The sequence below is a fragment of the Kocuria sp. NBRC 114282 genome (assembly GCF_030268385.1).
In the GTDB taxonomy this organism is placed as follows: domain Bacteria; phylum Actinomycetota; class Actinomycetes; order Actinomycetales; family Micrococcaceae; genus Kocuria; species Kocuria palustris.
Genome location: NZ_BSQO01000003.1, coordinates 25,838 through 50,377, shown reverse-complemented (window position 1 = coordinate 50,377; position 24,540 = coordinate 25,838). Strand labels below are relative to the sequence as shown.

Here is a 24,540-nt window from a genome sequence, read left to right as displayed (position 1 = left end):
GTCAAGTCCTCATACGAATCTCAAGACACGACCACCCCATGCAGGTCTCACAAACCAAGCTTCACATACTCTGAAGACATGTCGAAGGCCCGCAGCTTTGAAGAAGTCCAGAACTGGGCGGCGAAGTTTGCCCACGAGTGGAAAGACATCCCCGGCGACGAACGCCAGTGGGGACAACAGTTCGTTCGCGACCTTTTGCAGATATATGGGCTAACCGAGACTCGTGCAGCCTTCTACGAGCAACGAGCGAAGCGTAGCTCAACGGGCAAGCAAGGATACATTGATGCGCTGGTTCCGGGCAAGCTAGCCATTGAGATGAAGTCGGAGGGGCGGGACCTCGAAGAAGCAGAACGACAGGCTCTGGATTACTTGGATGATCTTAGCGACAGCGAGATGCCGACGCATGTGCTAACATCTGATTTCAGGTCGTTTCGGCTGCTCAGTATTCAAAGTGGCCAAATTATCGGATGGCCGCTGGCGGAATTCAAGCAACACGCGGAGTCTCTCAGTTTCTTAGCTGGCTACAGGCAGCGAAATATCTCTTGGGAAGACCAGGAGCAGGCCTCCATCAAGGCCGCACGCCTAATGGCGTCTCTATACGAGGGGCTGGCTAGCTCTGGTTATGACGACCACCATGCCTCCGTGTTCCTGGTTCGTACTGTATTCGCCCTCTATGCTGACGACTCTGGCCTCTGGGAGCGTGATCTTTTTCTAGAATTCTTGGAGACTCGCACCAGTGAAGACGGAAGCGACCTCGGAGCACAGATGAGCCACCTATTTCAGGTGTTGCGCACCCCGAATCCTTCACGCCCAACAACAATGACTGGATTGCTGACAAGATTCCCATATGTGAACGGCGGACTGTTTGACGAGCCAGTCGAAATGCCATTCTTCACTGCCGATATGCGGCTGCGAATGCTGGAAGCTTGTTACTTCAACTGGGCGAACATCTCGCCTGCAGTTTTCGGCTCACTTTTCCAAGCAGTCAAAAACAAAAAGGCTCGTCGATCGCTTGGTGAGCACTATACCACCGAGAAGAACATTCTGCGAGTCATAGAACCAATGTTTCTTGACGAATTGGAGATGGAATTCGCAGAAAAGCGCAACAAACCTCAGGCGTTACGAAATTTGCGCCAACGGCTCGGAAATAAGCATTTTCTTGACCCTGCCTGTGGATGCGGAAATTTTCTAGTTGTAGCCTACAAGCGGTTGCGGAACCTGGAACTCCGAATCATTGAGCGCATCCAGCAACTAGACCGGGAGCGGGGAAGAATATCACCGGCCGTCGAGGACGAGGGGCTAGCTTTCCTGGATGATCAAATTCAAGTGCGAGTACGAAACTTTCACGGAATCGAAATTGAAGACTGGCCGGCACGGATTGCCAATACGGCTCTGCATCTAGCCGAGCACCAGGCTAATCAGGAAATGGAAGCACGGTTGGGCGATGCCCCCGAACTACTGCCTCTCGACAAAGTCGAGACAATTCACACCGGCAATGCGCTCCGTATAGATTGGGAGGATATCCTGCCGCCATCCGCCGAGGTTACTGTCATGGGAAATCCGCCGTTCCTTGGACATGCGACCCGCACCCACGAACAGGCGCAAGAACTGCGGGACGTTTGGCAACGGCAGGATATTGGCCGCCTCGACTACGTCACTGGATGGTACAAGAAGACCCTGGACTACTTTCGCTCCGTACCCGGTGGACGATGGGGCTTCGTGTCGACGAATTCAGTCAGTCAAGGGGAACCCGTTCCAGCGTTGTTTCGCTCAATCTTTGAACAAGGGTGGCGGATTCGGTTCGCGCATCGTACGTTCAAATGGACATCCGAAGCGCCTGGTGCCGCTCAGGTCCACTGCGTAATTGTCGGTTTCGACAGGGAGCGGAGTCCTCGCGCGCGACTATTCTCTTATAGCAATCTGCGCGAAGACCCTACTGAGGAAAGCGTTGGATCTATTAATGGGTATCTCGTGGATGGACCTCGCGTATTCGTTGAACAACGACGACACGTCTTGTCCCCCGACCTCCCCCCTTTTACGTACGGCAGCATGCCTCGTGGCACGGGCCTGATCGTAGAGCCAGATGATTACGAATCGGTTGCAAATGACCCAATCGCGAATAAATACCTACGCCCATTCAAGATGGGAAATGAGCTTATTCATAATGAGCTCCGATGGTGTCTATGGATGGAAGAACTGGAACCCGCAGACCTCAACAAGAGCAAGGTCCTGCGACAGCGGGTCGAATCTGTTCGCGAGTCTCGCCTAAAGAGCAAAGCCCCAGAGACAAGGAAGATGGCTGACACTCCACACCTATTCGGGCAGCGCTCCCAACCGAATCATTCCTATTTGGCAGCACCGGCGGTTTTTAGCGAAGAGCGGCGCTTCGCCACAGTTGCTCGTTTGGACGCAACAACGATAGCCGGAAACAAAATTTTCAAGGCGGACGATAAAGATGGACTTGCATTTGCGGTCATGAGCTCATCGATGTTTATTACATGGCAAAAGACAGTAGGAGGAAGACTGGAGTCGCGCTGCAACTTCTCCAATACAGTCGTCTGGAACAATTTGCCTCTGCCGCGGTTGGAGGCCTCGCAGCGGAGTGAGATCATCGCTGCCGGTCAGCACATACTTAGGGTTCGCGAAAATTATCCCGAGCGGTCCCTTGCTGAACACTACAATGCTTTGGTAATGGACCCGGAGTTGCTCAGAGCCCATCAGAAGCTCGATAGACTTGTCGACAGGGCCTTTGGTTCGACAGGACGAAACATAACCGAAAAGGAACGCCAGAAGGCGCTATTTATTCGATATGCCGAGATGACCGGACTGCACATCTAGCCTGACTCGTGCCACTTGAGAGCTCCTGGCTGACTTGGCCGGTGTTGTCGCTGGTCAGGGTCCTGTGGCGGGGGTCGGCGACACACTAATCGGGTGGGTAGGGTCGGACCGTGGTGTTCGTGCGTAAGGTCCGGACGGCGTCGGGGGCGACGGCGGTGCAGATCGCTGAGCGCCGGGGCGGGCGGGACAAAGTCCTCGAGCACCTGGGCTCAGCGCACACCGAGGCCGAGCTGACCGCGCTGTTGGAGGACGCCCGGGTGAAGATGCATCCGGGTCAGGGCGAGCTCGACCTGAGCGCGGGCGCGGTGCCGGCGGGGCAGTCGGTGATCACCGGCAAGTGCAGCGCACTGCTGTGGCACGTGCTGACCAGCGCGTACGCCAGGTTGGGGTTCGATGCCCTGGGCGATGAGGCGTTCAAGGCGCTGGTGCTGGCGCGGATCGTGGAACCCACGAGCAAGGCCGACTCGCTGCGGGTGCTGGACGAGCTCGGTGTGCCGCACGCGTCGCTGCGCACGATGTTCCGGTGCCTGGCCCGGGCTCAGGAACGCGGCTACCGCGACCAGGTCGCCGCGGCGTGCTTCGCCCACGCCGCCGGGCACGGGGACCTGTCGCTGGTCCTGTACGACGTAACCACCCTCTACTTCGAGGCCGAGCAGGAGGACGAGCTGCGCAAGGTCGGCTATTCGAAGGAGCGGCGCGTGGACCCGCAGGTCGTCGTGGGGCTGCTCGTGGACCGTGCCGGGTTCCCGCTGGAGGTGGGGTGCTTCGAGGGCAACAAGGCCGAGACCGCCACGATCCTGCCGATCATCGAGCAGTTCCAGCAGCGCCACAACCTGGCCGACATCGTGGTGGTCGCCGACGCGGGCATGCTCTCCTCATCGAACCTCAAGGAGCTGGATGCGGCCGGGTTGCGGTTCATCGTCGGCTCGCGGGTCACCAAGGCCCCCGGCGACCTCGCTTCTCATTTCCGGTGGCACGGGGATGCGTTCACCGACGGACAGATCATCGACACCATCACTCCACGGGTGGCCACCACCAAGGCGGCCTCGGTCAACGACGTCACCAAGCGCGCCGAACCCGTGTGGGACCCCGCGGTGCACGATCGGTCGTGGCGGGCGGTATGGGCGTACTCCGTCAAGCGCGCCGCACGGGACCGGGCCACCCTCACCCTGCAGGAGAACCGCGCCAAGGCGGTCATCGCCGGCGAGAAGCCAGCCCGCACACCGCGGTTCGTGAAGACGGTGAACGGCTCGACGCGCCTGGACGAGGACGCCCTGACCCGCGCCCGCAGCCTGGCCGGGCTGAAGGGCTACGTCACCAACCTGCCCGTCACGACCATGCCCGCAGCGGAGGTGATCGCCTCCTACCACTCGTTGTGGCAGGTCGAGGCCTCGTTCCGGATGAGCAAGACCGACCTGCGGGCCAGGCCCATGTTCCACCACGACCGCGATGCCATCGAGGCCCACCTCACCATCGTCGTCACCGCCCTGGCCGTCGCCCGTCACCTGCAGGATCAGACCGGGATGAGCATCAAGAAGATCGTCCAGGCCCTACGCCCGCTGCAACAGGTCACCGTCGTCATCGCCGGTCACCCCCACGTCGCCGCCGACCCGCTGACCGGCACCGCCAGCGAGATCCTCACCGCCACCGGCACCGAATGGCCAACACACTAAATTGGCACGACTCGGGGCTATTTATTCGATATGCCGAGATGACCGGACTGCACATCTAGGCCCACCAGCACAAACAGTACCGTAATTCATGCATAGTGGAGTCATGGGACATTGCGTTTCTCCGACAATATGTGAATTGCTAGCCTTGCGCGAAGCTTGTATCGAGCGACTTGAACAACTACCCGCCAGCTAGTTCTCGGCGCAGTCGTATACCCGGCCTGGGCCAAGCCATCGGATTCTGGCGGCCGAGGCCTCGTTTCTCAATCACTTATTGCCAATAGACCCTGCGCTCTCACCAATGAGTTACTGGCGGGGTGCAACTAATTTCCGCCAGCCCGGTTTTCCAAGGCTGAGCGAAAACTGCATTCATTAATGTTATGGGTTGCTGACCGTAACCGGAGCCAAGTGTTGATCGGCACTCAGGGATTGATAGTCGCCCTACTTTCCAGTGGTACATCACAATCGGCTCTTCGCTGACCAGGGAAAACTGACCCGGATGAACCCGGTGTCCGAGAAGTATCTAGTGATGAGGTCGGCAATGTCGCGGGCCTCTACAGATTTTGTCAAGCCGCGACAGCAAAATCGACTGTCGACGGAACCCGAGGCGAGCTCGGGTTTCGGTACAGGTCGCCGTCCTCTTGCATTGCGTATTGCACGTCGGTGCAGCCCCAGGCTTAGGCGATCAGGGCCTAGCTGTCGCGTTTGTCTCGCGCGTGCTTCCGCTCGGGGTCATAGTAGGTCCGCAATACTGCGTAGCGCAGCGATGCGAGGGCGGAGATGTAGAGAGTCCTGGGGCAAAAGTTTCCTGAATTTCATGCCCGTGCGAACGAGATGAAGATGGGCCCGGAGTTGCAGGATCCCGCAACTCCGGGCCAGTACCCGCGTCAGCTTGCGGGAGGATGTCAGCGGATCAGAAGTCCCAGTCCTCGTCCTCGGTGTCCACGGCCTTGCCGATCACGTAGGAGGAGCCCGAGCCGGAGAAGAAGTCGTGGTTCTCGTCGGCGTTCGGGGACAGCGCGGAGAGGATCGCCGGGGAGACGTCGGTCATCTCCTTGGGGAACAGGGCCTCGTAGCCGAGATTGTTCAGCGCCTTGTTCGCGTTGTAGTGCAGGAACTTCTTGACCTCTTCGGTCCACCCGACCGTGTCGTAGAGCGACTCGGTGTAGGCGACCTCGTTCTCGTAGAGCTCATCGAGCAGGTCGTAGGTGTACTCCTTGAGCTCGGCCTGACGCTCCGGCGACTCGTTCTCCAGCGCGCGCTGGTACTTGTAGCCGATGTAGTAGCCGTGCACGGCCTCGTCGCGGATGATCAGGCGGATCAGGTCCGCCGTGTTCGTCAGCTTGGCGTGCGAGGAGAAGTGCATGGGCAGGTAGAAGCCCGAGTAGAACAGGAACGACTCCAGCAGCGTGGAGGCGATCTTCTTCTTCAGCGGATCATCGCCCACGTAGCGGTCCAGCACGATGTCGGCCTTGCGCTGCAGGAACTCGTTCTCGTCCGACCAGCGGAAGGCGTCGTCGATCATCTTGCTCGAGGCCAGCGTGGAGAAGATCGACGAGTACGACTTGGCGTGCACCGACTCCATGAACGCGATGTTCGTGTAGACGGCCTCCTCGTGCAGCGTCACCGCATCCGGCAGCAGCGACACGGCGCCGACGGTGCCCTGGATCGTGTCCAGCAGCGTCAGCCCCGTGAAGACCTTCATGGTGAGGTCCTGCTCCTCCGGGGTGAGCGTGTTCCACGACTGGACGTCGTTGGACAGCGGCACCTTCTCGGGGAGCCAGAAGTTGGCGGTGAGCCGGTCCCAGACCTCGTCGTCCTTGGGATCCTGGACGCGGTTCCAGTTGATGGCCTTGGCGTGGTGGCGGGTGAGCTCCACCTTCTCGCTCATCATGACGACCTGACTCCTCGCACGTGACAACTGCTTCAAAGAAATGGAGGGCGCCTCCCGGCGCCCCGAACCACTGTAGCCCGGGATTCCGGTATGTGACGCCTGGGCGGGGGTTACGCTCCTCACTACGATCGAACTAGTAGTCGGGGACAATCCCATGCTCTAACGAAGCATGTTGCGCCGCGAACGGCTCGAGTCCAGACTTTGAAGCAACGTGACGAGGCCAGGGCCCGAAGCTGGAGATCAACCTCGGGCCCCGGCCTCGTATGCAAGGGGTGTCGACCGTCTACTTCTTGTTGATCCGCCGTTGCATGTCACGCGCTGCCTTGCGGATCCCCACCGAGTCGGGCTTGATACCTGACCGGCGAAGGTCACGACGCAATGAGGCCTCAAACTGGCGCCGGGCTGCGTCGCTCATATGAAGGGAGATCTTGTGGCTCTTCATCGCCCGCTCCTGCCACTGCCGTTGTTCGTCCCGTCGACGAGGACGTAGGTCTGCCCTGGCTTGGGGGTGGGAGGCAATGGCTTCGCCTGGATTGAAGTGATCTCCACCCCCTGCGATCCCCCGCGGGGACCAATGAGCTCGTACTGCCCGCTGTAAGGAGCGGGCGTTCCGGGGGTGTAATTCGTGGGAGCCATCAAGGGCTCCTCCTTCCGTGGGTCCCAGGCCCCGAGGGTGCCTCCTTCTGAAGCACGCAGAACTCACGTATGGTAGCGGGTGCCTACGCGGCGCCCGGGCCATACGAGCCTGGGTATTGAGGCGGTCCTGCTGCAACAGGGCCGCCTCAAGTCTTTGTGGACATCATCGTCCGGGGATCAGAGCATGCAGGACACGCAGCCCTCGATCTCCGTCCCCTCAAGTGCGAGCTGGCGGATGCGCGAGTAGTACATCGTCTTGATGCCCTTGCGCCACGCGTAGATCTGCGCCTTGTTGACGTCACGGGTGGTGGCGGTGTCCTTGAAGAACAGCGTCAGCGACAGGCCCTGATCCACGTGCTGGGAGGCAGCGGCGTAGGTGTCGATGATCTTCTCGTAGCCGATCTCGTACGCGTCCTGGAAGTACTCCAGGTTGTCCTGATCCATGTGGGGCGCCGGGTAGTAGACGCGGCCCAGCTTGCCCTCCTTGCGGATCTCGATCGGCGCGGCGATCGGGTGGATCGACGACGTCGAGTGGTTGATGTAGGAGATCGAGCCCGTGGGCGGGACAGCCTGCAGGTTCTGGTTGAACATGCCGTGCTCGGCCACCTGGGCCTTCAGCTCGCGCCAGTCGTCCTGCGTGGGGATGTGGATCTCCGACTGCTCGAACAGCTCGCGCACGCGCTGCGTGGCCGGAGCCCACTCCTGCTCCGTGTACTTGTCGAAGTACGAGCCGTTCGCGTAGTCCGAGTTCTCGAAGTTCACGAACGTGGAACCGCGTTCCTTGGCCAGCAGCATCGAGGCCCGCACGGCGTGGTAGGTCACGGTGTAGAAGTAGATGTTCGTGAAGTCGACACCCTCCTCCGAGCCGTAGTGGATGCGCTCGCGCCCCAGGTAGCCGTGGAGGTTCATCTGCCCCAGCCCGACGGCGTGGGACATCTCATTGCCGCGACGGATGGAAGGCACCGAGTCGATCTGCGAGAGCTCGGAGACGCTGGTGAGTCCGCGGATGGCGGTCTCGATGGTCTGCCCGAAGTCCGGGGAGTCCATGGTCAGCGCGATGTTCAGCGAGCCCAGGTTGCAGGAGATGTCCTTGCCCACCGTCTCGTAGGTGAGGTCGTCGTGGTACGTCGAGGGCTCTGAGACCTGCAGGATCTCGGAGCACAGGTTGGACATGATGATCTTGCCCTCGATGGGGTTGGCCTTGTTGACCGTGTCCTCGAACATCACGTACGGGTAGCCCGACTCGAACTGGACCTCCGCCAGGGTCTGGAAGAAGTCGCGCGCCTTGATCTTGGTCTTGGTGATCCGGGCGTCGTCGACCATCTCGTGGTACTTCTCGGTGACGTTGACGTCCGAGAACGGCATGCCGTAGACGCGCTCGACGTCGTAGGGCGAGAACAGGTACATGTCCTGGTTGTTCTTGGCCAGCTCGAACGTGATGTCCGGGATGACGACGCCCAGCGACAGGGTCTTGATGCGGATCTTCTCATCCGCGTTCTCGCGCTTGGTGTCCAGGAACTTGTTGATGTCCGGGTGGTGCGCGTGCAGGTAGACCGCACCGGCGCCCTGGCGAGCCCCGAGCTGATTGGCGTAGGAGAACGAGTCCTCCAGCAGCTTCATGACGGGGATGATGCCCGAGGACTGGTTCTGGATCTTCTTGATCGGGGCACCGGACTCGCGGATGTTGGTCAGCGCGAACGCCACGCCGCCGCCGCGCTTGGACAGCTGAAGTGCGGAGTTGATCGAACGGCCGATCGACTCCATGTTGTCCTCGATGCGCAGCAGGAAGCACGAGACCATCTCGCCGCGCTGCTTCTTGCCCGCGTTCAGGAACGTGGGGGTCGCCGGCTGGAAGCGCCCGGAGATGATCTCCTCGACCAGGTGCTCGGCCAGCTCGCGGTCGCCGTCGGCCAGGTAGAGGGCGACCATGACCACGCGGTCCTCGAAGCGCTCGAGGTAGCGCTGGCCGTCGAAGGTCTTGAGCGTGTACGAGGTGTAGTACTTGAACGCGCCCAGGAACGTCTTGAAGCGGAACTTGTGCCCGTAGGCGAGCTTGGACAGCTTCTTCACGAACTCGAAGTCGTACTTCTCGAGGACCTCGGGCTCGTAGTACTGGTGCTCCACCAGGTAGTCGAGCTTCTCCTTCAGGTCGTGGAAGAAGACGGTGTTCTCGTTGACGTGCTGCAGGAAGTACTGGCGCACGGCGTGGCGATCGGCGTCGAACTGGATGTTGCCGTCGGCGTCGTACAGGTTCAGCACGGCGTTGAGCTCGTGATAGCCCATGCCGCGGAACTTCTCGGGGACCTTGGGATCTTCGTGGCCCCAGCCGGAGACGCCGGCGTGGGAGGTATGGGTGGTCACTGCCACAGCTTCATCAGTCCTTCGTTCACATTGGCGACGTCCTGCTCGGTGCCCATCAGCTCGAATCGGTAGAGCAGCGGGGCATCGCACTTGACGGCGATCTTCTGGGCGGCGAGGCAGAAATGCTCGCCGAAGTTGGTGTTGCCGGCCCCCAGGACCCCGCGCAGCTGACGGCGGTTCTCCTCGAGGTTGAGGAACTTCACGACTTGCGGGGGCACTGCCCCCGAGCCGCCGGGGCGGCCGTAGGTGGGCACAGCCAGCACGTAGGGCTCCCGGACGACGGGGGTCTCCTCGTGGGTGCGCAGCGGCAGGCGCAGCGAGCGGGCGCTGAGCTTCTCGACGAACTTGTGCGTGTTGCCCGAGATCGACGAGAAGTAGACGACGAGGGGGTCGCCCGAGCTCGGCGACGTGCGATCGGTGGTCTCGGCGGCCAGCCGGTCGCGCTCAGCGGCCGCGCGGCGCAGATCAGCGATGAGTGCGGACAAGGCAGTCACTCACTTCTCAAGCGGTACGACGGGTCCCGGACGAGCCGGGGTGCGGGGGCGACCATGGTGCTCGACGGCCGGACCGGGCACCGATCCCCCTCTCGGGAGACGAGCGCCGCGCGGTCCGGCCGTCGTGGTCGGAGAGCTTCAGGCGGAGACGCGCACCGCGAGCTGGGAGATCATGTCCGGGCGGTAGCCGGACCAGTGGTCCTCACCGGTCTCCACGACCGGGACCTGCTGGTAGCCCAGGCTCACGACGTGCTCGTAGGCGGCCTGGTCCTCGGTCACATCGACGACGTTGTAGTCGATGCCCTTCTTGGCGAGCGCACGGTAGGTGGCGTTGCACTGGACGCAGGAGGGCTTGCTGTAGACGGTCACTGACATGTCGGTGATCCCTTCCTGTTCATGGGGGTGAGTGGCGTGGTGAGAAGAGCCGCTCCGAGGCCTCCGGCTGGTGCCGGTGCTCGGTGCAGGACCGCCGTTTCGGGGGCTCCGATCGGTCCGCGTCATCCGGGCCGCTCTGTTTCCTGCGCTGGATAGAGATACTACATCTAGTGCCGCACCCTCGGCACGACCCCAAGATGATGTGTGACGGTCAGATTCGTCACCATCGGGCCCCCTCCCCAGGATGTCCACAGACCGGGTGTCCTCACCAGCCGCTGCGGACCGCGTCCCCACGCGCTTCGGGCGTGACGAAGGGGGCGCCATCCACACCTGGGGACGCCCCCTTCGAGCAGCCTGTGCACCGGCGAAATCTCTTGCCGCGCGGCGTGTCATGACGTCATCGGACCTGATCGGCCCCTTCCGCCAGCTCCGCCCCGATCTCCCGGCCGATCTCGACCAGCAGCGTCCGGGACAGCTCGGTGTCCCGCGCGCAGTCGGCCTGTGTGCGCCCGCTCAGCGAGCGGATGCGCGCGATGCCCGCCTCCGGGGCGGTGTCCGCGCCCAGGGCGTTGTGCCCCACGACGGCCTCCACCCGCGCGGGGGCGGCCCGATGGGCGACGACGGCGGGCAGCTTGCCGGACAGGGTCTGGCTGTCGATCCGGCCCTCGCCGGTGATCACCAGATCGCAGCCGGCCGCGGCGCGGTCGAAGCCCAGCAGGTCCAGGAAGTGATCCGCCCCGGAGGCGATCCGGGCCCCGAGCAGCATGGCCGCGAATCCGAGCCCGCCGGCGGCACCCGCAGCCGGGCGCTCGGCCAGCTCGGCGGCATCGGGGCGGATCCCGGCCAGCTGCCGGACCAGGTGCTGCAGGCCGGATTCGAGCTGCTGGACCTCCTGCGGGTCCGCGCCCTTCTGCGGTGCGTAGACCGCGGCGGCGCCGTCGGAGCCGAGCAGGGGGTTCTGGACATCGCTGGCGGCCACGAGCTCGATGCCCGTGAGATCCACCGCGCCCGTCGCCTCGATCCGACGGATCTCCGCCAGACCCAGGCCGCTGGGGTCCACGGTGACGCCGTCGGCGTCCAGGAATCGCCACCCCAGTGCGGTGAGCATGCCGATGCCGCCGTCGGTCGAGGCGCTTCCGCCCAGGGCCAGGACGATGCGCTCGGCGCCGAGCCCGAGAGCCGCACGCACCGCCTCCCCCAGGCCGCGACTGCTCGCCGCACCGGCATCGCGGCGGTCGTCGGGCACCATCTGCAGCCCGCTCGTGGTGGCCGCCTCCACGATCGCGGTGGCCTCCCGCAGAGCGATGGCGGTGACGGCCGGATCCCCGAGCGGGCCCGTCACAGGCGCCTCATGCGCGGCGAAGCCCGCCGAGAGGCCGGCCTCCACGCTGCCGTCGCCGCCGTCGGCCAGAGGCAGCTCGCGCACCTGCGCCCGCGGCACGACGGCCCGGATCCCCTCGGCCAGCGCAGCGGCCACCTCGCGAGCGGTCAGGCTGCCCTTGAACTTGTCCGGAGCGATGAGCACGTTCGGCGATGGCATGAGGGGACCTCGGTTCTCAGTGGTGCGGTCGGCGGCAGATCCGGTGGGTGCGGCTCAGACCGTCTCGTAGGCGGCGTCGGCCTCGGGCTTGGGCTGCGCGCTGGCCAGTGCCTCGATGATCGCCTGCGTGACCTCGTCCGTCGAGCCCGTGCCGCCGATGTCGCGGGTCAGGTGGCCGGCCCCCGTCGTGGCCTCGATCGCGGCCTCCAGGCGGCGCGCCTGATCGGAGAGGCCGAACTGGTCGAGCATCAGCGCCGCGGAGGCGATCGCACCGATCGGATTGGAGATCTCCTGACCGGCGATATCCGGAGCGGAGCCGTGGACCGGCTCGAACATCGACGGGAAGCGCCGCTCCGGGTTGAGGTTGGCACTGGCGGCCAGGCCGAGACTGCCCGCGAGCGCCGAGCCCAGGTCCGAGAGGATGTCGGCGTTGAGGTTCGAGGCCACCACGACCGAGAGGTCCTCCGGGTGCAGGATGAACTTGGCGCTCATGGCATCCACCAGCACCGACTCGTTCGCCACGTCCGGGTACTCGGCGGCCACGCGCTGGAAGACCTCGTCCCACAGGACCATGCCGTACTGCTGGGCGTTCGACTTGGTCACCGAGGAGACCTTCTTCACCCGACGGGTGCGCGCCAGGTCGAAGGCGAAGCGGATGATCCGCTCGCAGCCCTTCTCAGTGAACAGCGACGACTGGATCGCGACCTCCTCGCCGGGGCCGCGGCCCGAGAGGTTGCGTCCGCCCAGTCCGGCGTACTCCCCCTCGGAGTTCTCGCGCACCACGATCCAGTCGAGGTCCTCGGAATCGGCCTTGCGCAGCGGCGACTGCACGCCGGGCAGGAACTTCACGGGGCGGATGTTGGCCCACTGATCGAAGTTCTGCGTGATGTTCAGGCGCAGGCCCCACAGGCTCACGTGATCCGGCACGGACTCCCAGCCCACGGCGCCGAAGTAGATCGCATCGAAGTCGCGCAGCTGCTCCAGGCCGTCCTCGGCCATCATCACGCCGTGCTCGGCGTAGTAGGCCGAGCCCCAGGGGAACTCCTGCCACTCGAAGGCGAAGGATCCGTCGGAGGCCTCGGCCATCGCGTCGAGGACGCGGCGTCCGGCGGCGACGACCTCCTTGCCCACGCCGTCGGCGGGGATGGAGGCGATGCGGAAGGTCTGCTCAGCCATGATCGGCCTTTCGTCGAGGTGCGGCGCCGCGGGAGTCTGCGGCTGGGATCCAGTAGAGACCGCGACGACTCGATCGGTCCAAGACCGCATTGCGATCCCCTCCATAGGAAGGGCCTATCCAAGTTGCGGGGTCGGGAGCTCGTCTCCGTCAGGGCCCTCCTCACGAGCGTGCTCGCGGGCATGGCCCAGGAAGGCGACGGCCAGCGGGGTCAGATCGGCGGTGCGGCTGATCAGCGAGATGTGGAGCGGCTGCTGAGGGTCCAGCGGCAGGACCTTCAGGCCCATGGCCCGGGCCGTGGGCGTCCACGACGACGGCAGGATCGCGTGTCCCGCATCGGCCATGACCAGCGGCAGGATCGAGGTCCGGTGCGCGGCTTCCACCACGATGCGCAGGTCGATGCCCTCGGCCAGCGCCTCGTCCAGGACCTGGCGCATGAGCGAGCCGCGCTGCGAGGCGATCATCGGCTGTCCGGACAGCTTCGCCAGAGGCACGGCCTCGAGTCCGTCGAAGGCCCGCGAATGCCGGGCCAGGACGATCATCAGGTCCTGCCTCGGCAGCGGCTGCACATCCACCGCGGCGCTGCGGAACGGCTCGGGGGTGCCCAGCAGGCCGAGCTCGGCCGAGCCCTGGCGCACCGCGTCGACGACCTGCTCCGGGGTGAAGGCCGCCTCCACAGCAATCCGCACGCTCGGGCGCTCGGCGGTGAATCCCGCCACGAGCGTGGCCAGCGGCTCCATGGCCGGCGACGGCATGGCGATCATCTCGAGCCTGCCCGACAGCGTCTCCGACAGCTCCGCGGCCGCGCTGCGCGCCACCTCGAGATCCCGCAGCACGATCCGCGCGGGTCCCACGAGCGCCTTCCCGGCCTCGCTGAGCACCACGCCTCGGCCGATCCGGTGGAACAGGGGCACACCCAGCTCGGACTCCATCCCCTTGATCGTCTGGGACAGCGACGGCTGGGCGATGTACAGGTGCTCGGCGGCCCGGGTGAATCCGCCGTGATCGACCACGGCCAGGAAGCAGGTCAGCTGACGGATGTCCATGGAAGCAGCCTCATCTCTCGGGGGCCGCGGAGACGACTCATCGGCCCTGCCTATGCGAATGGTAGCTATCCTGACTTGGACGTGGCCTGCGTCACAGGCGCAGGGTGAGGGGACCCTCGTGAGGAAGGACCTCCAGTGACCGACACCAGCCCCATCTCCTGGGCCCGGGACGCCTCCCGGCGCACGGATGTGCGCTCCGCCCTGCTCGGCGGCAAGACGTTCCGCAGCCTGAGCGAGCAGAAGCTCTCCCCGCGGGAGGAGAAGTTCGAGCGAGCCCGCCAGACGGCCGGCTTCTTCGTCGCTCCCGCCATCGCGATCCTGTTCGCGCTGCTGCCCGTGAACCTCGAGCCGGATCAGCATCTGCTGGCCTCCGTGCTGCTGGGCGTGATCGTGCTGTGGATCTGCGAGCCGGTGCCCATCCCCGTGGGCGGCCTGATCGGCGTCGGCGCGATCGTCGTGCTGGGCGTGGCGCCGGCCGGCGACGTGCTCGCGCCCTTCGGATCGACCACGATCTTCACGTTCATCGGCGCGTTCATCCTGGCCCAGGCCATGCTCAAGCACGGGATCGCCCAGCGCGTGGCCCTGTTCGTGCTCTCGCTGCCGGGCGTGGGGCGCTCGACCTACCGGGTGATCATCGCGTTCGGCGTGATCACCTGCATCCTCTCGGCCTTCCTCTCCAACACCGCGACGGTGGCCATGCTCATGCCCACCGCTCTGGGCATCATGGCGGTGATCGCCCAGCTGATGCAGGACCGAGGCATCGTCAAGGAGGACTTCGATCCGCTGCGCCTGCGCGTGGGCGCAGCACTCATGCTCATGCTGGCCTACGGAGCCAGCGTCGGCGGCCTGCTGACACCTGTCGGCTCCCCGCCCAACCTGATCGGCCGCGGCCTGATCGAGGAGGCCATGGGCATCCGGATCTCGTTCGCGCAGTGGATGGTCATGGCCTTCCCGATCTGCCTGGGGATGTTCATCGTTCTCGCCGCGACCATGTTCCTGCTCAACCGGCCCGAGGTCCGTCGCCTGGACGGCGTGGAGGACTACGTCCGCGAGCAGCGCGAAGCCCAGGGCCCCATGGATCGCGCGGCCAAGAACACGATCATCGCCTTCGGCGTGACCATCACCCTGTGGCTGCTGCCGGCCGTGGTCAGCCTGTTCGCGGGCACCGACTCCGAGCTCTACATCTTCATGGACGACCGCCTGGACGAGGGCATCGTGGCGGTGCTCGGCGCCTCCCTGCTGTTCATCCTGCCCAAGGACTGGGCCAAGCGGGAGCCCACCCTCACCTGGTCCGAGGCCGCCAAGATCGACTGGGGCACGATCCTGCTCTTCGGCACGGGCATCATCTTCGGCTCCATGCTGGCCGACACCGGCCTGGCCGAGACCATCGGCACCGGCGCCTCCGAGAACCTGGGGGTCACGAGCCTGGCCGCGATCACGGTGTTCTCCGCAGTGCTGGCCGTGCTGATCTCGGAGACGACCTCCAACACGGCCGCCGCCGCGGTGATCGTCCCGATCGTCATCCCCCTGTGCCAGGCCATGGAGGTCGATCCATTGGTGCCCGCCATGGCGGCCACGTTCGCGGCGTCGTTCGGGTTCATGCTGCCGGTCTCCACGCCGCAGAACGCGATCGTCTACGGCACCGGCGCGGTGCCCATGGTGCGGATGATCCGCACGGGCGCGGTGTTCGATGTCCTGGGCATCATCCTCATCGTGACCATGGTGCCGGTGATGGTAGGGCTGGTCGGGCTCTCCGGCTGAGGCCCCCGGTCTGATCCGCCGAGGGCGCGGCCCCCGAAGCCATCCCGGCCTCGGAGGCCGTGCTCCTGCGGGGGCCGTCGTGGACGGCGGAAGGCTCAGTCCCGCGTGCGCCCGCCCCGACGGCGGCGCAGACGATGCACCAGCTCGGACGGCGTGGGTGCGGACATGAGCTGTCGCGCTGCCCAGGCCCGCGCGCCGCTGTACGGCGGGAAGGTGACGCTGAGGGTCTCCGGGGCCAGCGGCTTGGCCAGCACCGAGCGGTGATGGCTGAACGTGTCGAAGCTGGCGCGCCCGTGATAGGCGCCCATGCCGGAATCGCCCACTCCGCCGAAGGGCAGCTGCGGGTGGATGAGATGGACCATGGGGGCCTCGAACGTCATGCCGCCGGAGGAGGTCCGCTCGCTGAAGTCGGCGCGCACCTGCTCGTCCCGGCTCGTGACGTAGAGCGCCAGGGGCTTCTCCCCGGCCTGGACGACGTCGATCGCCTGGCCGTGGTCCTCCACCGCCACGAGCGGCAGGACGGGCCCGAAGATCTCCTGCTCCATGAGCGGACCATCCGGTGCGCTGCGCACGATCGTGGGCTCCAGGTACCGGTCCTCGAGGTCGTGGCGCCCGCCGGCCAGGACGTCCGCTGCCGGCACCCGCTCGAGCAGCTGCGTCAGGCGCTGCAGGTGCCGTGAGCTCACAATCCGCCCGTAGGAGGGGCTGGACTGCGGATCCTCGCCGTAGAACTCGCGGATGGCCTCCGCGAGCAGCGGCACGAGCTGCTCCAGCACGCTGGCCGGGCCCATGACGTAGTCCGGTGCCACGCAGGTCTGCCCGGCATTGACCAGCTTGGCCCAGGCCAGGCGCCGGGCAGCTGCGGCGAGATCGACGGTGTCGTCGATCCACACCGGTGACTTGCCGCCGAGCTCCAGCGTCACGGGCGTGAGGTGCTCGGCCGCAGCCCGCATGACCACGCGCCCCACGGCCGAGTTGCCGGTGAAGAAGAGGTGGTCGAAGCGGTGCTGCAGCAGCCGCGTGGTCTCCGGGACACCGCCCTGGACCACGCCCACGCACTCCGACAGCTCCTGCTCCAGGGCCCGGCTCAGCGCCTGGGACACGTGCGGGGTGTGCTCGGAGGGCTTGACCACCGCGGTGTTCCCGGCCGCGAGCGCGCCCACCAGCGGAGACAGCAGCAGCTGCACCGGGTAGTTCCACGGAGCGATGATCAGCACGGTGCCCAGGGGCTGCGCCTGGACCCAGCCGCTGGAGGGACTCAGCACCGCAGCCGATCCCACGGACCGCGGCGCCATCCAGGAGGCCAGGCTGCGACGGACGTGGCGCAGCTCGGTGAGCGTCACGCCGATCTCGGTGAGCTCGGACTCGGTCTGCGACTTGCCCAAGTCCTGGGCCAGCGCCGCCTGCAGCGCCTCACGGTGCCCGGTCAGCACGCGCTCGAGCCGGTCCAGGCGCTCCAGCCGCAGCTCGAGCGGCGCCGGGGCGCTGAAGGCCGCCTGAGTGCGCTCCACGAGGCGATCGATCTGCCGGGCGCTGTCTGCGGGCAGATCCTCGACCGCGCTGAGCTGCGGCTCGCGCCGCCGGAACGACGGGGCCGTGGGCAGGGACTCGGACTGGGTGCCTCGCTCGGTCATAGTTCCACGGTAGAGGCCCTCCCCGACAGCACAGCGTCCTGCCTCAGAGCAGCCCGTGCTCCTCGAGCTGCTCCGAGATCGAGGCACCGTCGTTCGCGCGGATCAGCGGGATCCCCTCCGGCAGCTCCGGGCCGTCGGCGGTGAGCAGGCGACCGGAGGCCAGCACGGCCTCGGTGGGCGAGAGCGTGCGGATCACGACGGCGGCCACGTTCTGCGGGTAGCGCTGCGCGAAGCCCCCGTAGATCTCCGGGTCGTGCTGGCCGTCGTCGCCGATCAGGATCCACTTCATGTGCGGGAACTCGCGGGCCAGCTGCTCGAGGTTCTCGACCTTGTGCCGGGGCCCCGAGCGGAACCAGCGATCCGTGGTGGGTCCCCAGTCGGTGAGCAGCAGCGTTCCGGGCGGGTAGGCGTTGCGGCTCAGGAAGCGGCGCAGCGTGGGCGCCACGTTCCAGGCCCCGGTCGAGAGGTAGATGAAGGGCAGGCCGCGGTGGCGGCGGCGCAGGCGCTCCAGCAGCACCGGCATGCCGGGGGTGGCGTCGCGGGCGTGCTCGTTGAGCACGAAAGAGTTCCAGGCCGCCAGCATGGGCCGCGGCAGGGCGGTGACCATGACGGTGTCGTCGATATCGGAGACCACGCCGATGCGCTGGGAGTCGTCGACTACCCAGATCCGGGAGGTGGCCCAGGCCGAGCCGGCGGTGCGCAGCCGCGCGGTGTGCACGCCGGGCTCCAGGCTGATCTCCACGTCGGCATCGATCACCCCGCCCTTGTCCGCCACCAGCCGGAACTGCACGCCCTCGATCTCGACATCCACGTGGGCGAAGCCGATGGGGATCGAGGTGAAGGAGCGCCAGCCGCGGATCGAGGTCTCGTCCTCGTCGGTGGGGTCCTCCGGCCCGTGCGTCTTGTAAAGAGCACGGCCCAGGATGCGCACGTGGTCGGTGGTTCCGTAGCAGTCGAAGGCGACCATGACGGGTCGATCCCCGCGCCGCTCCGCACTGCGCTGCCGGAACTGGGTGAAGCCCTGCTCGATCCGGTACCCGAAGTTCAGTGCATCCTGCGTGACCTGATCCATGGTCTGGAGCAGATCGGTGGCCAGGTCGACGGGCTGCTGGTCCTGTTCCGGACGGGTCTGCGACATGGCGCTCAGTCTGGCACAGCCCTCCAGACCCACCACGCACGACGCCGGCCCAGCCGTCGTCGTGCCGCAGCCGTCGGCTGCGCGGACTGTGATGCGGCGCCCGCTCCACGGCGGCGCCTGGAGGACGCGTCCAGCCTGATGCGGTGCAATGGGGGCATGTCGAGCGATCCGAACCCCCGCACCACCGGTCCGAGCACCGGCCCCACGACGGACCCCGCCGCGCCTGCGCCGCACGCGGACCCCGTCACGCCGCACCGGCTCTTCCGCGTCCTGGCGCTTGCCGAGGCGGTGACCTGGACACTGCTGATCCTGGGGATGATCGGCAAGTACGCGCTGCATCTGGGCGACTGGCCGGTGTCCGTGGGCGGCGGCATCCACGGCTTCGTGTTCCTGAGCTACTGCGCGGTCGTCGTGATCGTATGGATCGACGCCCGCTGGTCCTTGACCGACGGGCTGCTCGCCCTGCTCAGCGCCGTGATCCCCTACGCCACGATCCCGGTGGAGCGCCGGGCCCTGCGCCGCGGTCTGCTCCCCCACCGCTGGCGCCTGCGCGGCGACGACGAGGCACCTCGAGGCCCACTCGAGAAGCTGCTGGCCGCCCTGCTGCGGCATCCGGTGGTCTCGACGGTCGTGGTCGTCGTCGTGGTGGTGGCTCTCTACCTGACCCTGCTGGCCATGGGTCCGCCCGTGGAGGTCTCCCCGGAGTGATCCGATCCAGCGCAGCGGAGGCGCCCGACCCTCACCGGCCGGGCGCCTCTTCGCGTGACGGCAAGTTGCCCGTCCCAACTGAGTGATCTGCTTCACAGCTGGCTATCGTCGTGGCATGACCAAGACGAAGCGCATGGACAAGTCCCTGTACGAGGCGGAGCTGCTGCGGCTGCAGGCCGAGCTCGTGGAGATGCAGGAGTGGGTGAAGTCGACCGGCAATCGCGTCGTGGTCGTCTTCGAGGGCCGTGATGCGGCGGGCAAGGGCGGGGCGATCAAGCGCCTGACCGAATACCTCAATCCCCGCACCGCCCGCATCGTGGCGCTACCGGCGCCCACCGAGCGGCAGAAGACGCAATGGTACTTCCAGCGCTACATCGAGCACCTGCCGGCTGCGGGCGAGATCGTGATCTTCGACCGCTCCTGGTACAACCGCGCCGGAGTCGAGCGTGTCATGGGCTTCTGCACCCCGGAGGAGCATCAGCGCTTCCTGCGCCAGTGCCCGATCTTCGAGCAGATGCTGATCGAGGACGGGATCATCCTGCGCAAGTACTGGTTCTCGGTCTCCGGCAAGGAGCAGGAGAAGCGCTTCCAGTCCCGGCTCTCCGATCCCATGCGCCACTGGAAGCTCTCGCCCATGGATCTCGAGTCGCTGACCCGCTGGGAGGACTACTCACGGGCTCGCGACGAGATGCTCGTGCACACCGATCTCCCCTATTCGCGATGGAACATCGTGGAGGCCGAGGACAAGCGGCGGGCGCGGATCAACATGATCGCCGATCTGCTGCACACCATCCAGTGGGAGCACATCGAGCGCCCGGATCTGGAGCTGCCCAAGCGCCCGCCGTCCTCGGGCTATCAGCGCCCGCCGCGCGAGCTGCAGCGCGCCGTCCCGGACCACTCCGCCGAGGTAGAGGCCAAGGCCGAGAAGAAGCCCTCCCTGAAGAAGAAGCGCAAGGACAAGGAGGGCTGAGTCTCGTCGGACAGGCGGGGGTTCAGTCGGCGACGGCGGTGCGGACCACCATCTTGCCGACGTTGCGGCCCTGCATCATGCCCAGGAAGGCGTCGAAGGCCTGGTCGATCCCGTCCTCGACAGTCTCATCGGCCACGATCTCCCCTGCCGCGAGCCAGGGACCTATCTCGGCCAGGAAGTCGCCCATGGCCTCGGTGTAGAAGCCCTGGACGAACCCCTGCAGCATCAGCCGCTTGGTGACCAGCATCCCCATGTTGCGCGGACCCGGGGCGGGCTGATCGTCGTTGTACTGGCTGATCGCACCGCACAGTGCTGCGCGGCCGTCGTCGTTGAAGTGCTGGATCGCAGCCTCCAGGTGATCGCCGCCGACGTTGTCGAAGTAGACGTCGATGCCGTTCGGAGCGGCCTCGCCGAGCTGACCCATGACGTCGCCGCGCTTGTAGTCCAGGCAGGCGTCGAAGCCGTAGCGCTCGGTCACGATGCGGTTCTTCTCAGGACCGCCCGCCGAGCCGATGACGCGGGCGGCGCCCTTGAGCCGGGCGATCTGCCCCACGGCCGAGCCGACGGTGCCGGCGGCACCCGAGACGAACACCGTGTCGCCCTCCTGCATGGAGGCGATCCGCGTCAGACCCAGCCACGCCGTGAAGCCGGGCATCCCGGCGATCCCCAGGAACTTCGAGGCCGCCAGCGGGCCGTCGGCATCGCGCAGATCGGGCAGCTGCTGCGCCTTGGCGGCGGGCAGCTGGGCCACATCGCGCCAGCCCTGTCCGTGCAGCACGCGGGTGCCCTCGGGGACCTCGTCCGAGCGGGAGGCGACGACGACGCCCACCGCCGCGCCGTCCATCGGCTCGCCGAGCTCGAAGGGCGGGACGTAGGAGGGGCCGTCGTTCATGCGACCGCGCATGTAGGGATCCACGGAGATGGCCTCGTTGACCACGCGGATCTCGCCGTCGGACAGATCCGGCAGCTCCACGGTCTCCTGGCGGACGTCGTCCTCGGTGGGCCAGCCGCTGGGTCGAGCGGCCAGCACCCAACGGGTGCTGCGGGCGGAGGCGGCAAGATCGTTCACAGTGGGAATGCTCATGGACACCACTGTCCGCCTGCCGGCCCCGGTGCGTCCACCTCAGCGCTCAGCCCATGGCGAAATCCGCTGTCAGCGACGGATCGGGAAGACGGTACGGGGGCGCTGCAGCTGCCACGGATCCTCCAGGGCATCGCGCTGGAGGATCCCCAGCCACTCGACCTCGCGGCGGATGCCGTGGTCGGTGTGCTCCCCGGCGCCGAGTCGGCCCCGCAGCACCGGCTCGCGCAGACCCTCCTGCGCCTCATCGCGCTCGGGCTCGAAGGCAGTGCCTTCGGCGGAGGCCGAGGCCAGCGGGATGAGCACCTCCTCCCCGGGCTGGGCCTCGGTGCGCAGGCGCTCCAGCTGCCCCGGACGGCGTCGTCGCTGAGCGGCGGTCTCCCCGGGCGCGGGCTCTGCCGGCAGGAGCAGGGCATCGTGCTCGAGCACGGGACCGGCCACGACCCAGGCGCGCCGGCCCGGTCCGGGTTCGAACGGCTTCTCGTGCGGACTGGGCGGACTCGGCCAGACGGCCTCCAGGCCCGTAGGGGTCTCGGGCCACAGCGGGCGATAGTGCTGCTCGTCTTTGGCGATCAGCGACGAGCGGTGCGCCGCGTGGAACTCCGGGTCGCCCACCCACGGCGGCAGGGCCGCCGGGCTGCGGGCCGCCTCCGGAGCGAACTCGGCGATCTTCCAGCGCGTGGAATCCCGCCCGCCGCGGGCCTCCCACTCATCGACCATGGCCAGTCCGTAGGACACCAGCCCGGGCACATGTCCGGACCACATCAGCACGGCCGGGTGCGTGCCCCAGCCGTAGTCCGGCAGGCACAGCGCACGCAGGATCTGCAGCGTCTCGACGCGCTGCTTGCCCAGGCGACGGCGGTCCAGAGCGTGGGCGGAGTCAGCCGGGCTCGGCATCGGGAGGAAGGTCTGCACAGCGGCTCAGCCTACCGGCGGGAGACGACGAGACAGCCCGACTGGCCCCGACAGCCGCGGCTCCGACATGCTGAGCCCCTGATCGCCACCACCCCGATGAGCCCGTCCTCGTGAGCGCGCAGTCGACTGCCCGCTCCACCGGCCCCGGGGCCGCGATGGTCCTGTCCGCCTGTCTGTCGATCCAGGTCGGCGCGGCAGCCGCCGCCCAGCTCTTCGACGACCTCGGCTCGTGGGGCGCCAGCGCGCTGCGGCAGCTGCTGGCCGCCGCGCTCATGGCGCTGATCATCCGCTCGCGGATGCGCTCGTGGAACCGGATGCAGTGGCGCTCCGTCGTCGCGCTCGGGCTCACGCTGGCGGGCATGAACGGCTTCATCTACGCCGCGATCCAGCGGATCCCGCTGGGCACCGCAGTGGCGATCGAGTTCCTGGGCCCGCTCGTGCTCACCGCTGTGCTCTCCCGACGGGGCCGGGATCTGCTCTGGGTCGGGCTCGCCTTCGTCGGCATGGGGCTGATGGGCGTCGAATCCGCGACGACCGCCGCGCGCGTGGTGGCTGAAACCGGGCTGCTGCTCTTCGCGCTGGCCGCCGCGGCGCTGTCCTCGGTCCTGCCCTATTCCCTGGAGATCGCAGCCCTGCGGCGCCTGCCCAGCCACGTCTTCTCCGTGCTGATGAGCATCGAGCCGGCCATCGCCGCGGTGGTGGGCTGGGTCCTGCTGGGTCAGAGCGCAGGAGCCATGAGCCTCACCGCCGTGGCGCTCGTCGTGGTGGCGAGCGCGGGCATCACCCTGGGCCAGTGGCGCCCGCGCGCCGATCCCGAGCCCTCGGCCGCCTGAGGCACCGGTCACAGAGGATCAGCACCGCGTCACACACGAGTGAGGCAGCCCACCCTGTCACCGGGGAATCTATGCTTACGCAACCACCCCCGACGACAGGACCCCCCCCCGATGGCACTCTTCGCCTCCAACGGCACCCTCAGCAAGGACCTCTCCGCGCCCCTGGATCGCGTCCGCGAGGCGATCGAGTCCACGGCCCGATCGGAGGGCCATCACATCGACGCCGTCAGCAGCGATCGGCTGCGCTTCGACATCACCACCAAGCGCACAGCCCTGAGCTGGGGCGCCCATCTGGCGATCACCCTGGAGGAGGCCGGCGGCGGAACGCGTATGACCGTCGACTACGACAACAGCCCGGGCTCCCCCAAGGCGCTGATGGGCAAGAAGAAGAACACCAAGTCCGCTCAGACCTTCGCCGATCAGTTCGAAGCCGCGCTCTGAGCCGGGATCGCCACGTTCTGGCAGCACTCACGGCGACGACGAGGGGGTGCGACGCCATCGCGGCGTCGCACCCCCTCGGTGCTTCCGGCCCCGGGCGGACCTGTTCAGCTCAGACGGAGTCCGCGAGCGCCTGCGCGATCGTGGTGGCCGGGCGCCCGAGCAGGGTCTGCAGATCCCTGCTGTCCGACTCCAGGGCGCCGTCGGCGATCCCGCGGTCCATCTCGGCGACGAACCCGGCGACCTGCTCCGGCAGACCGGCCTGCTGCAGCACCTGCGCGTACTCCTCGACGGTCTGGTCGATGTAGTCGACCTCGCGCTCGAGCAGCCCGCCGATGCGCGCAGCGATCTCGGGGTAGCTCAGCGCAGGCTCGCCGGCCAGCTCGTAGACTCGGCCCTCCTGGGCCTCCATCGTGATCACGGCCGCGGCGGCCTCGGCGTAGTCCCTGCGCGAGGCTCCGTTCACACGGGCCGTTCCGGCGGCCCCGAACATCTTCCCGTACTCGCGGGCCGGGGCGATCGCCGAGGCGTAGTTCTCCCAGTACCAGCCGTTGCGCAGCAGCACGTGGCCGATGCCGGACTCGGCCAGCAGCTGCTCGGTCTCCCGATGCTCGGGGGCCAGGTTCAGGGTCGAGGTCTCGACACCCAGCAGCGACGTGTAGGCGATCAGCTGCACACCGGCCGCCCGAGCGGCCTGGATGACGTTGGAGTGCTGCGCCACGCGCTTGCCGACCTCGCTGCCGGAGACCATCACCAGGCGCTGCACGCCCTCCAGAGCGGCCTTCAGGGCGTCGGCGTCCTCGTAGGCGGCGACGGCGATCCGAATGCCACGCTCGGCGAGGTCCTGCGCCTTGTCGGCATTGCGCACGACGGCGACGATCTCCTCCGGCGCGACCTGGCGCTCGATGAGGGATTCGATGACCTGATGGCCCAGCTGTCCGGTGGCTCCGGTGACGGCGATGCTCATGATGCTCTCCTTCGGTTCGGTGTTCTTGCACACGGTAGCACTTACTTTTCGTGAGCACTGCGTATCT

19 protein-coding genes are annotated in these 24,540 nt (G+C 66.5%); 7 read left to right on the top strand and 12 right to left on the bottom strand.

Translation table 11 applies throughout. From position 1 onward, the window contains the following. Window positions 1–78: 78 nt before the first annotated feature. Together QSJ40_RS06470 and QSJ40_RS06465 are read left to right on the top strand one after the other, a co-directional pair. On the top strand, window positions 79–2,838 hold the full coding sequence (locus tag QSJ40_RS06470) for a class I SAM-dependent DNA methyltransferase (RefSeq protein ID WP_285729653.1): 2,760 nt from the start codon (window positions 79–81) through the stop codon (window positions 2,836–2,838). A gap of 110 nt (window positions 2,839–2,948) precedes the next feature. Then, the gene (locus QSJ40_RS06465) at window positions 2,949–4,511 is read left to right on the top strand and encodes an IS1634 family transposase (RefSeq protein WP_040561629.1); all 1,563 of its coding nucleotides are present in this window, start codon (window positions 2,949–2,951) and stop codon (window positions 4,509–4,511) included. A 910-nt stretch (window positions 4,512–5,421) separates the two neighbouring features. Here QSJ40_RS06465 and nrdF read toward each other — a convergent pair. The 7 genes from nrdF to QSJ40_RS06430 all read right to left on the bottom strand — a co-directional run bounded on the left by nrdF (window position 5,422) and on the right by QSJ40_RS06430 (window position 14,028). Beyond that, a complete protein-coding gene (gene nrdF, locus QSJ40_RS06460) occupies window positions 5,422–6,399 on the bottom strand; it encodes a class 1b ribonucleoside-diphosphate reductase subunit beta (RefSeq protein WP_285730185.1) in 978 nt (325 codons plus the stop codon). A gap of 816 nt (window positions 6,400–7,215) precedes the next feature. Continuing rightward, the gene (nrdE, locus tag QSJ40_RS06455) at window positions 7,216–9,321 is read right to left on the bottom strand and encodes a class 1b ribonucleoside-diphosphate reductase subunit alpha (RefSeq protein ID WP_058871127.1); all 2,106 of its coding nucleotides are present in this window, start codon (window positions 9,319–9,321) and stop codon (window positions 7,216–7,218) included. 74 nt (window positions 9,322–9,395) lie between these two features. Then, complete coding sequence (gene nrdI, locus QSJ40_RS06450) at window positions 9,396–9,833, bottom strand: class Ib ribonucleoside-diphosphate reductase assembly flavoprotein NrdI (protein WP_058871128.1); 438 nt, start codon at window positions 9,831–9,833, stop codon at window positions 9,396–9,398. A 198-nt stretch (window positions 9,834–10,031) separates the two neighbouring features. Next, on the bottom strand, window positions 10,032–10,268 hold the full coding sequence (gene nrdH, locus QSJ40_RS06445) for a glutaredoxin-like protein NrdH (protein ID WP_058870980.1): 237 nt from the start codon (window positions 10,266–10,268) through the stop codon (window positions 10,032–10,034). Between the two features lie 397 nt (window positions 10,269–10,665). After that, window positions 10,666–11,808, bottom strand: a complete 1,143-nt coding sequence (locus QSJ40_RS06440; RefSeq protein ID WP_058870981.1) for a glycerate kinase — start codon at window positions 11,806–11,808, stop codon at window positions 10,666–10,668. A gap of 54 nt (window positions 11,809–11,862) precedes the next feature. Then, window positions 11,863–12,984, bottom strand: a complete 1,122-nt coding sequence (locus tag QSJ40_RS06435) for a tartrate dehydrogenase (protein ID WP_058870982.1) — start codon at window positions 12,982–12,984, stop codon at window positions 11,863–11,865. 114 nt (window positions 12,985–13,098) lie between these two features. Beyond that, the gene (locus tag QSJ40_RS06430) at window positions 13,099–14,028 is read right to left on the bottom strand and encodes a LysR family transcriptional regulator (protein ID WP_058870983.1); all 930 of its coding nucleotides are present in this window, start codon (window positions 14,026–14,028) and stop codon (window positions 13,099–13,101) included. A 135-nt stretch (window positions 14,029–14,163) separates the two neighbouring features. On the opposite strand from QSJ40_RS06430, the gene QSJ40_RS06425 reads away from it, so the two are divergent. Beyond that, window positions 14,164–15,789 (top strand): SLC13 family permease, encoded by a 1,626-nt coding sequence (locus QSJ40_RS06425; protein WP_285729643.1) that lies wholly within the window; start codon window positions 14,164–14,166, stop codon window positions 15,787–15,789. Window positions 15,790–15,884: 95 nt separating this feature from the next. On the opposite strand, the gene QSJ40_RS06420 is transcribed toward QSJ40_RS06425, so the two are convergent. Then, a complete protein-coding gene (locus QSJ40_RS06420) occupies window positions 15,885–17,423 on the bottom strand; it encodes an aldehyde dehydrogenase family protein (RefSeq protein WP_058870984.1) in 1,539 nt (512 codons plus the stop codon). A 43-nt stretch (window positions 17,424–17,466) separates the two neighbouring features. Further along, a complete protein-coding gene (locus QSJ40_RS06415; RefSeq protein WP_058870985.1) occupies window positions 17,467–18,561 on the bottom strand; it encodes an App1 family protein phosphatidate phosphatase in 1,095 nt (364 codons plus the stop codon). 156 nt (window positions 18,562–18,717) lie between these two features. Between QSJ40_RS06415 and QSJ40_RS06410 the strand changes: the two genes are divergently transcribed. After that, entirely contained in the window at window positions 18,718–19,269 is a 552-nt protein-coding gene (locus tag QSJ40_RS06410; RefSeq protein ID WP_082676879.1) for a DUF3817 domain-containing protein, read from the top strand. A gap of 115 nt (window positions 19,270–19,384) precedes the next feature. Next, a complete protein-coding gene (gene ppk2, locus QSJ40_RS06405) occupies window positions 19,385–20,239 on the top strand; it encodes a polyphosphate kinase 2 (RefSeq protein ID WP_058870986.1) in 855 nt (284 codons plus the stop codon). Between the two features lie 22 nt (window positions 20,240–20,261). Here the strand turns inward: ppk2 and QSJ40_RS06400 are convergent, their stop codons facing one another. Together QSJ40_RS06400 and QSJ40_RS06395 are read right to left on the bottom strand one after the other, a co-directional pair. Further along, a complete protein-coding gene (locus QSJ40_RS06400; RefSeq protein WP_058870987.1) occupies window positions 20,262–21,323 on the bottom strand; it encodes an NADP-dependent oxidoreductase in 1,062 nt (353 codons plus the stop codon). Window positions 21,324–21,392: 69 nt separating this feature from the next. Continuing rightward, the gene (locus QSJ40_RS06395; protein WP_058870988.1) at window positions 21,393–22,235 is read right to left on the bottom strand and encodes an MSMEG_6728 family protein; all 843 of its coding nucleotides are present in this window, start codon (window positions 22,233–22,235) and stop codon (window positions 21,393–21,395) included. A gap of 110 nt (window positions 22,236–22,345) precedes the next feature. Here QSJ40_RS06395 and QSJ40_RS06390 point away from each other — a divergent pair, with 110 nt between their 5' ends. Both QSJ40_RS06390 and QSJ40_RS06385 read left to right on the top strand, forming a co-directional pair. Continuing rightward, window positions 22,346–23,068, top strand: a complete 723-nt coding sequence (locus tag QSJ40_RS06390; protein ID WP_201023861.1) for an EamA family transporter — start codon at window positions 22,346–22,348, stop codon at window positions 23,066–23,068. A 111-nt stretch (window positions 23,069–23,179) separates the two neighbouring features. Beyond that, entirely contained in the window at window positions 23,180–23,509 is a 330-nt protein-coding gene (locus tag QSJ40_RS06385) for an SRPBCC family protein (RefSeq protein ID WP_058870989.1), read from the top strand. Window positions 23,510–23,618: 109 nt separating this feature from the next. On the opposite strand, the gene QSJ40_RS06380 is transcribed toward QSJ40_RS06385, so the two are convergent. Next, complete coding sequence (locus QSJ40_RS06380; protein WP_058870990.1) at window positions 23,619–24,473, bottom strand: SDR family oxidoreductase; 855 nt, start codon at window positions 24,471–24,473, stop codon at window positions 23,619–23,621. Window positions 24,474–24,540: the final 67 nt, after the last annotated feature.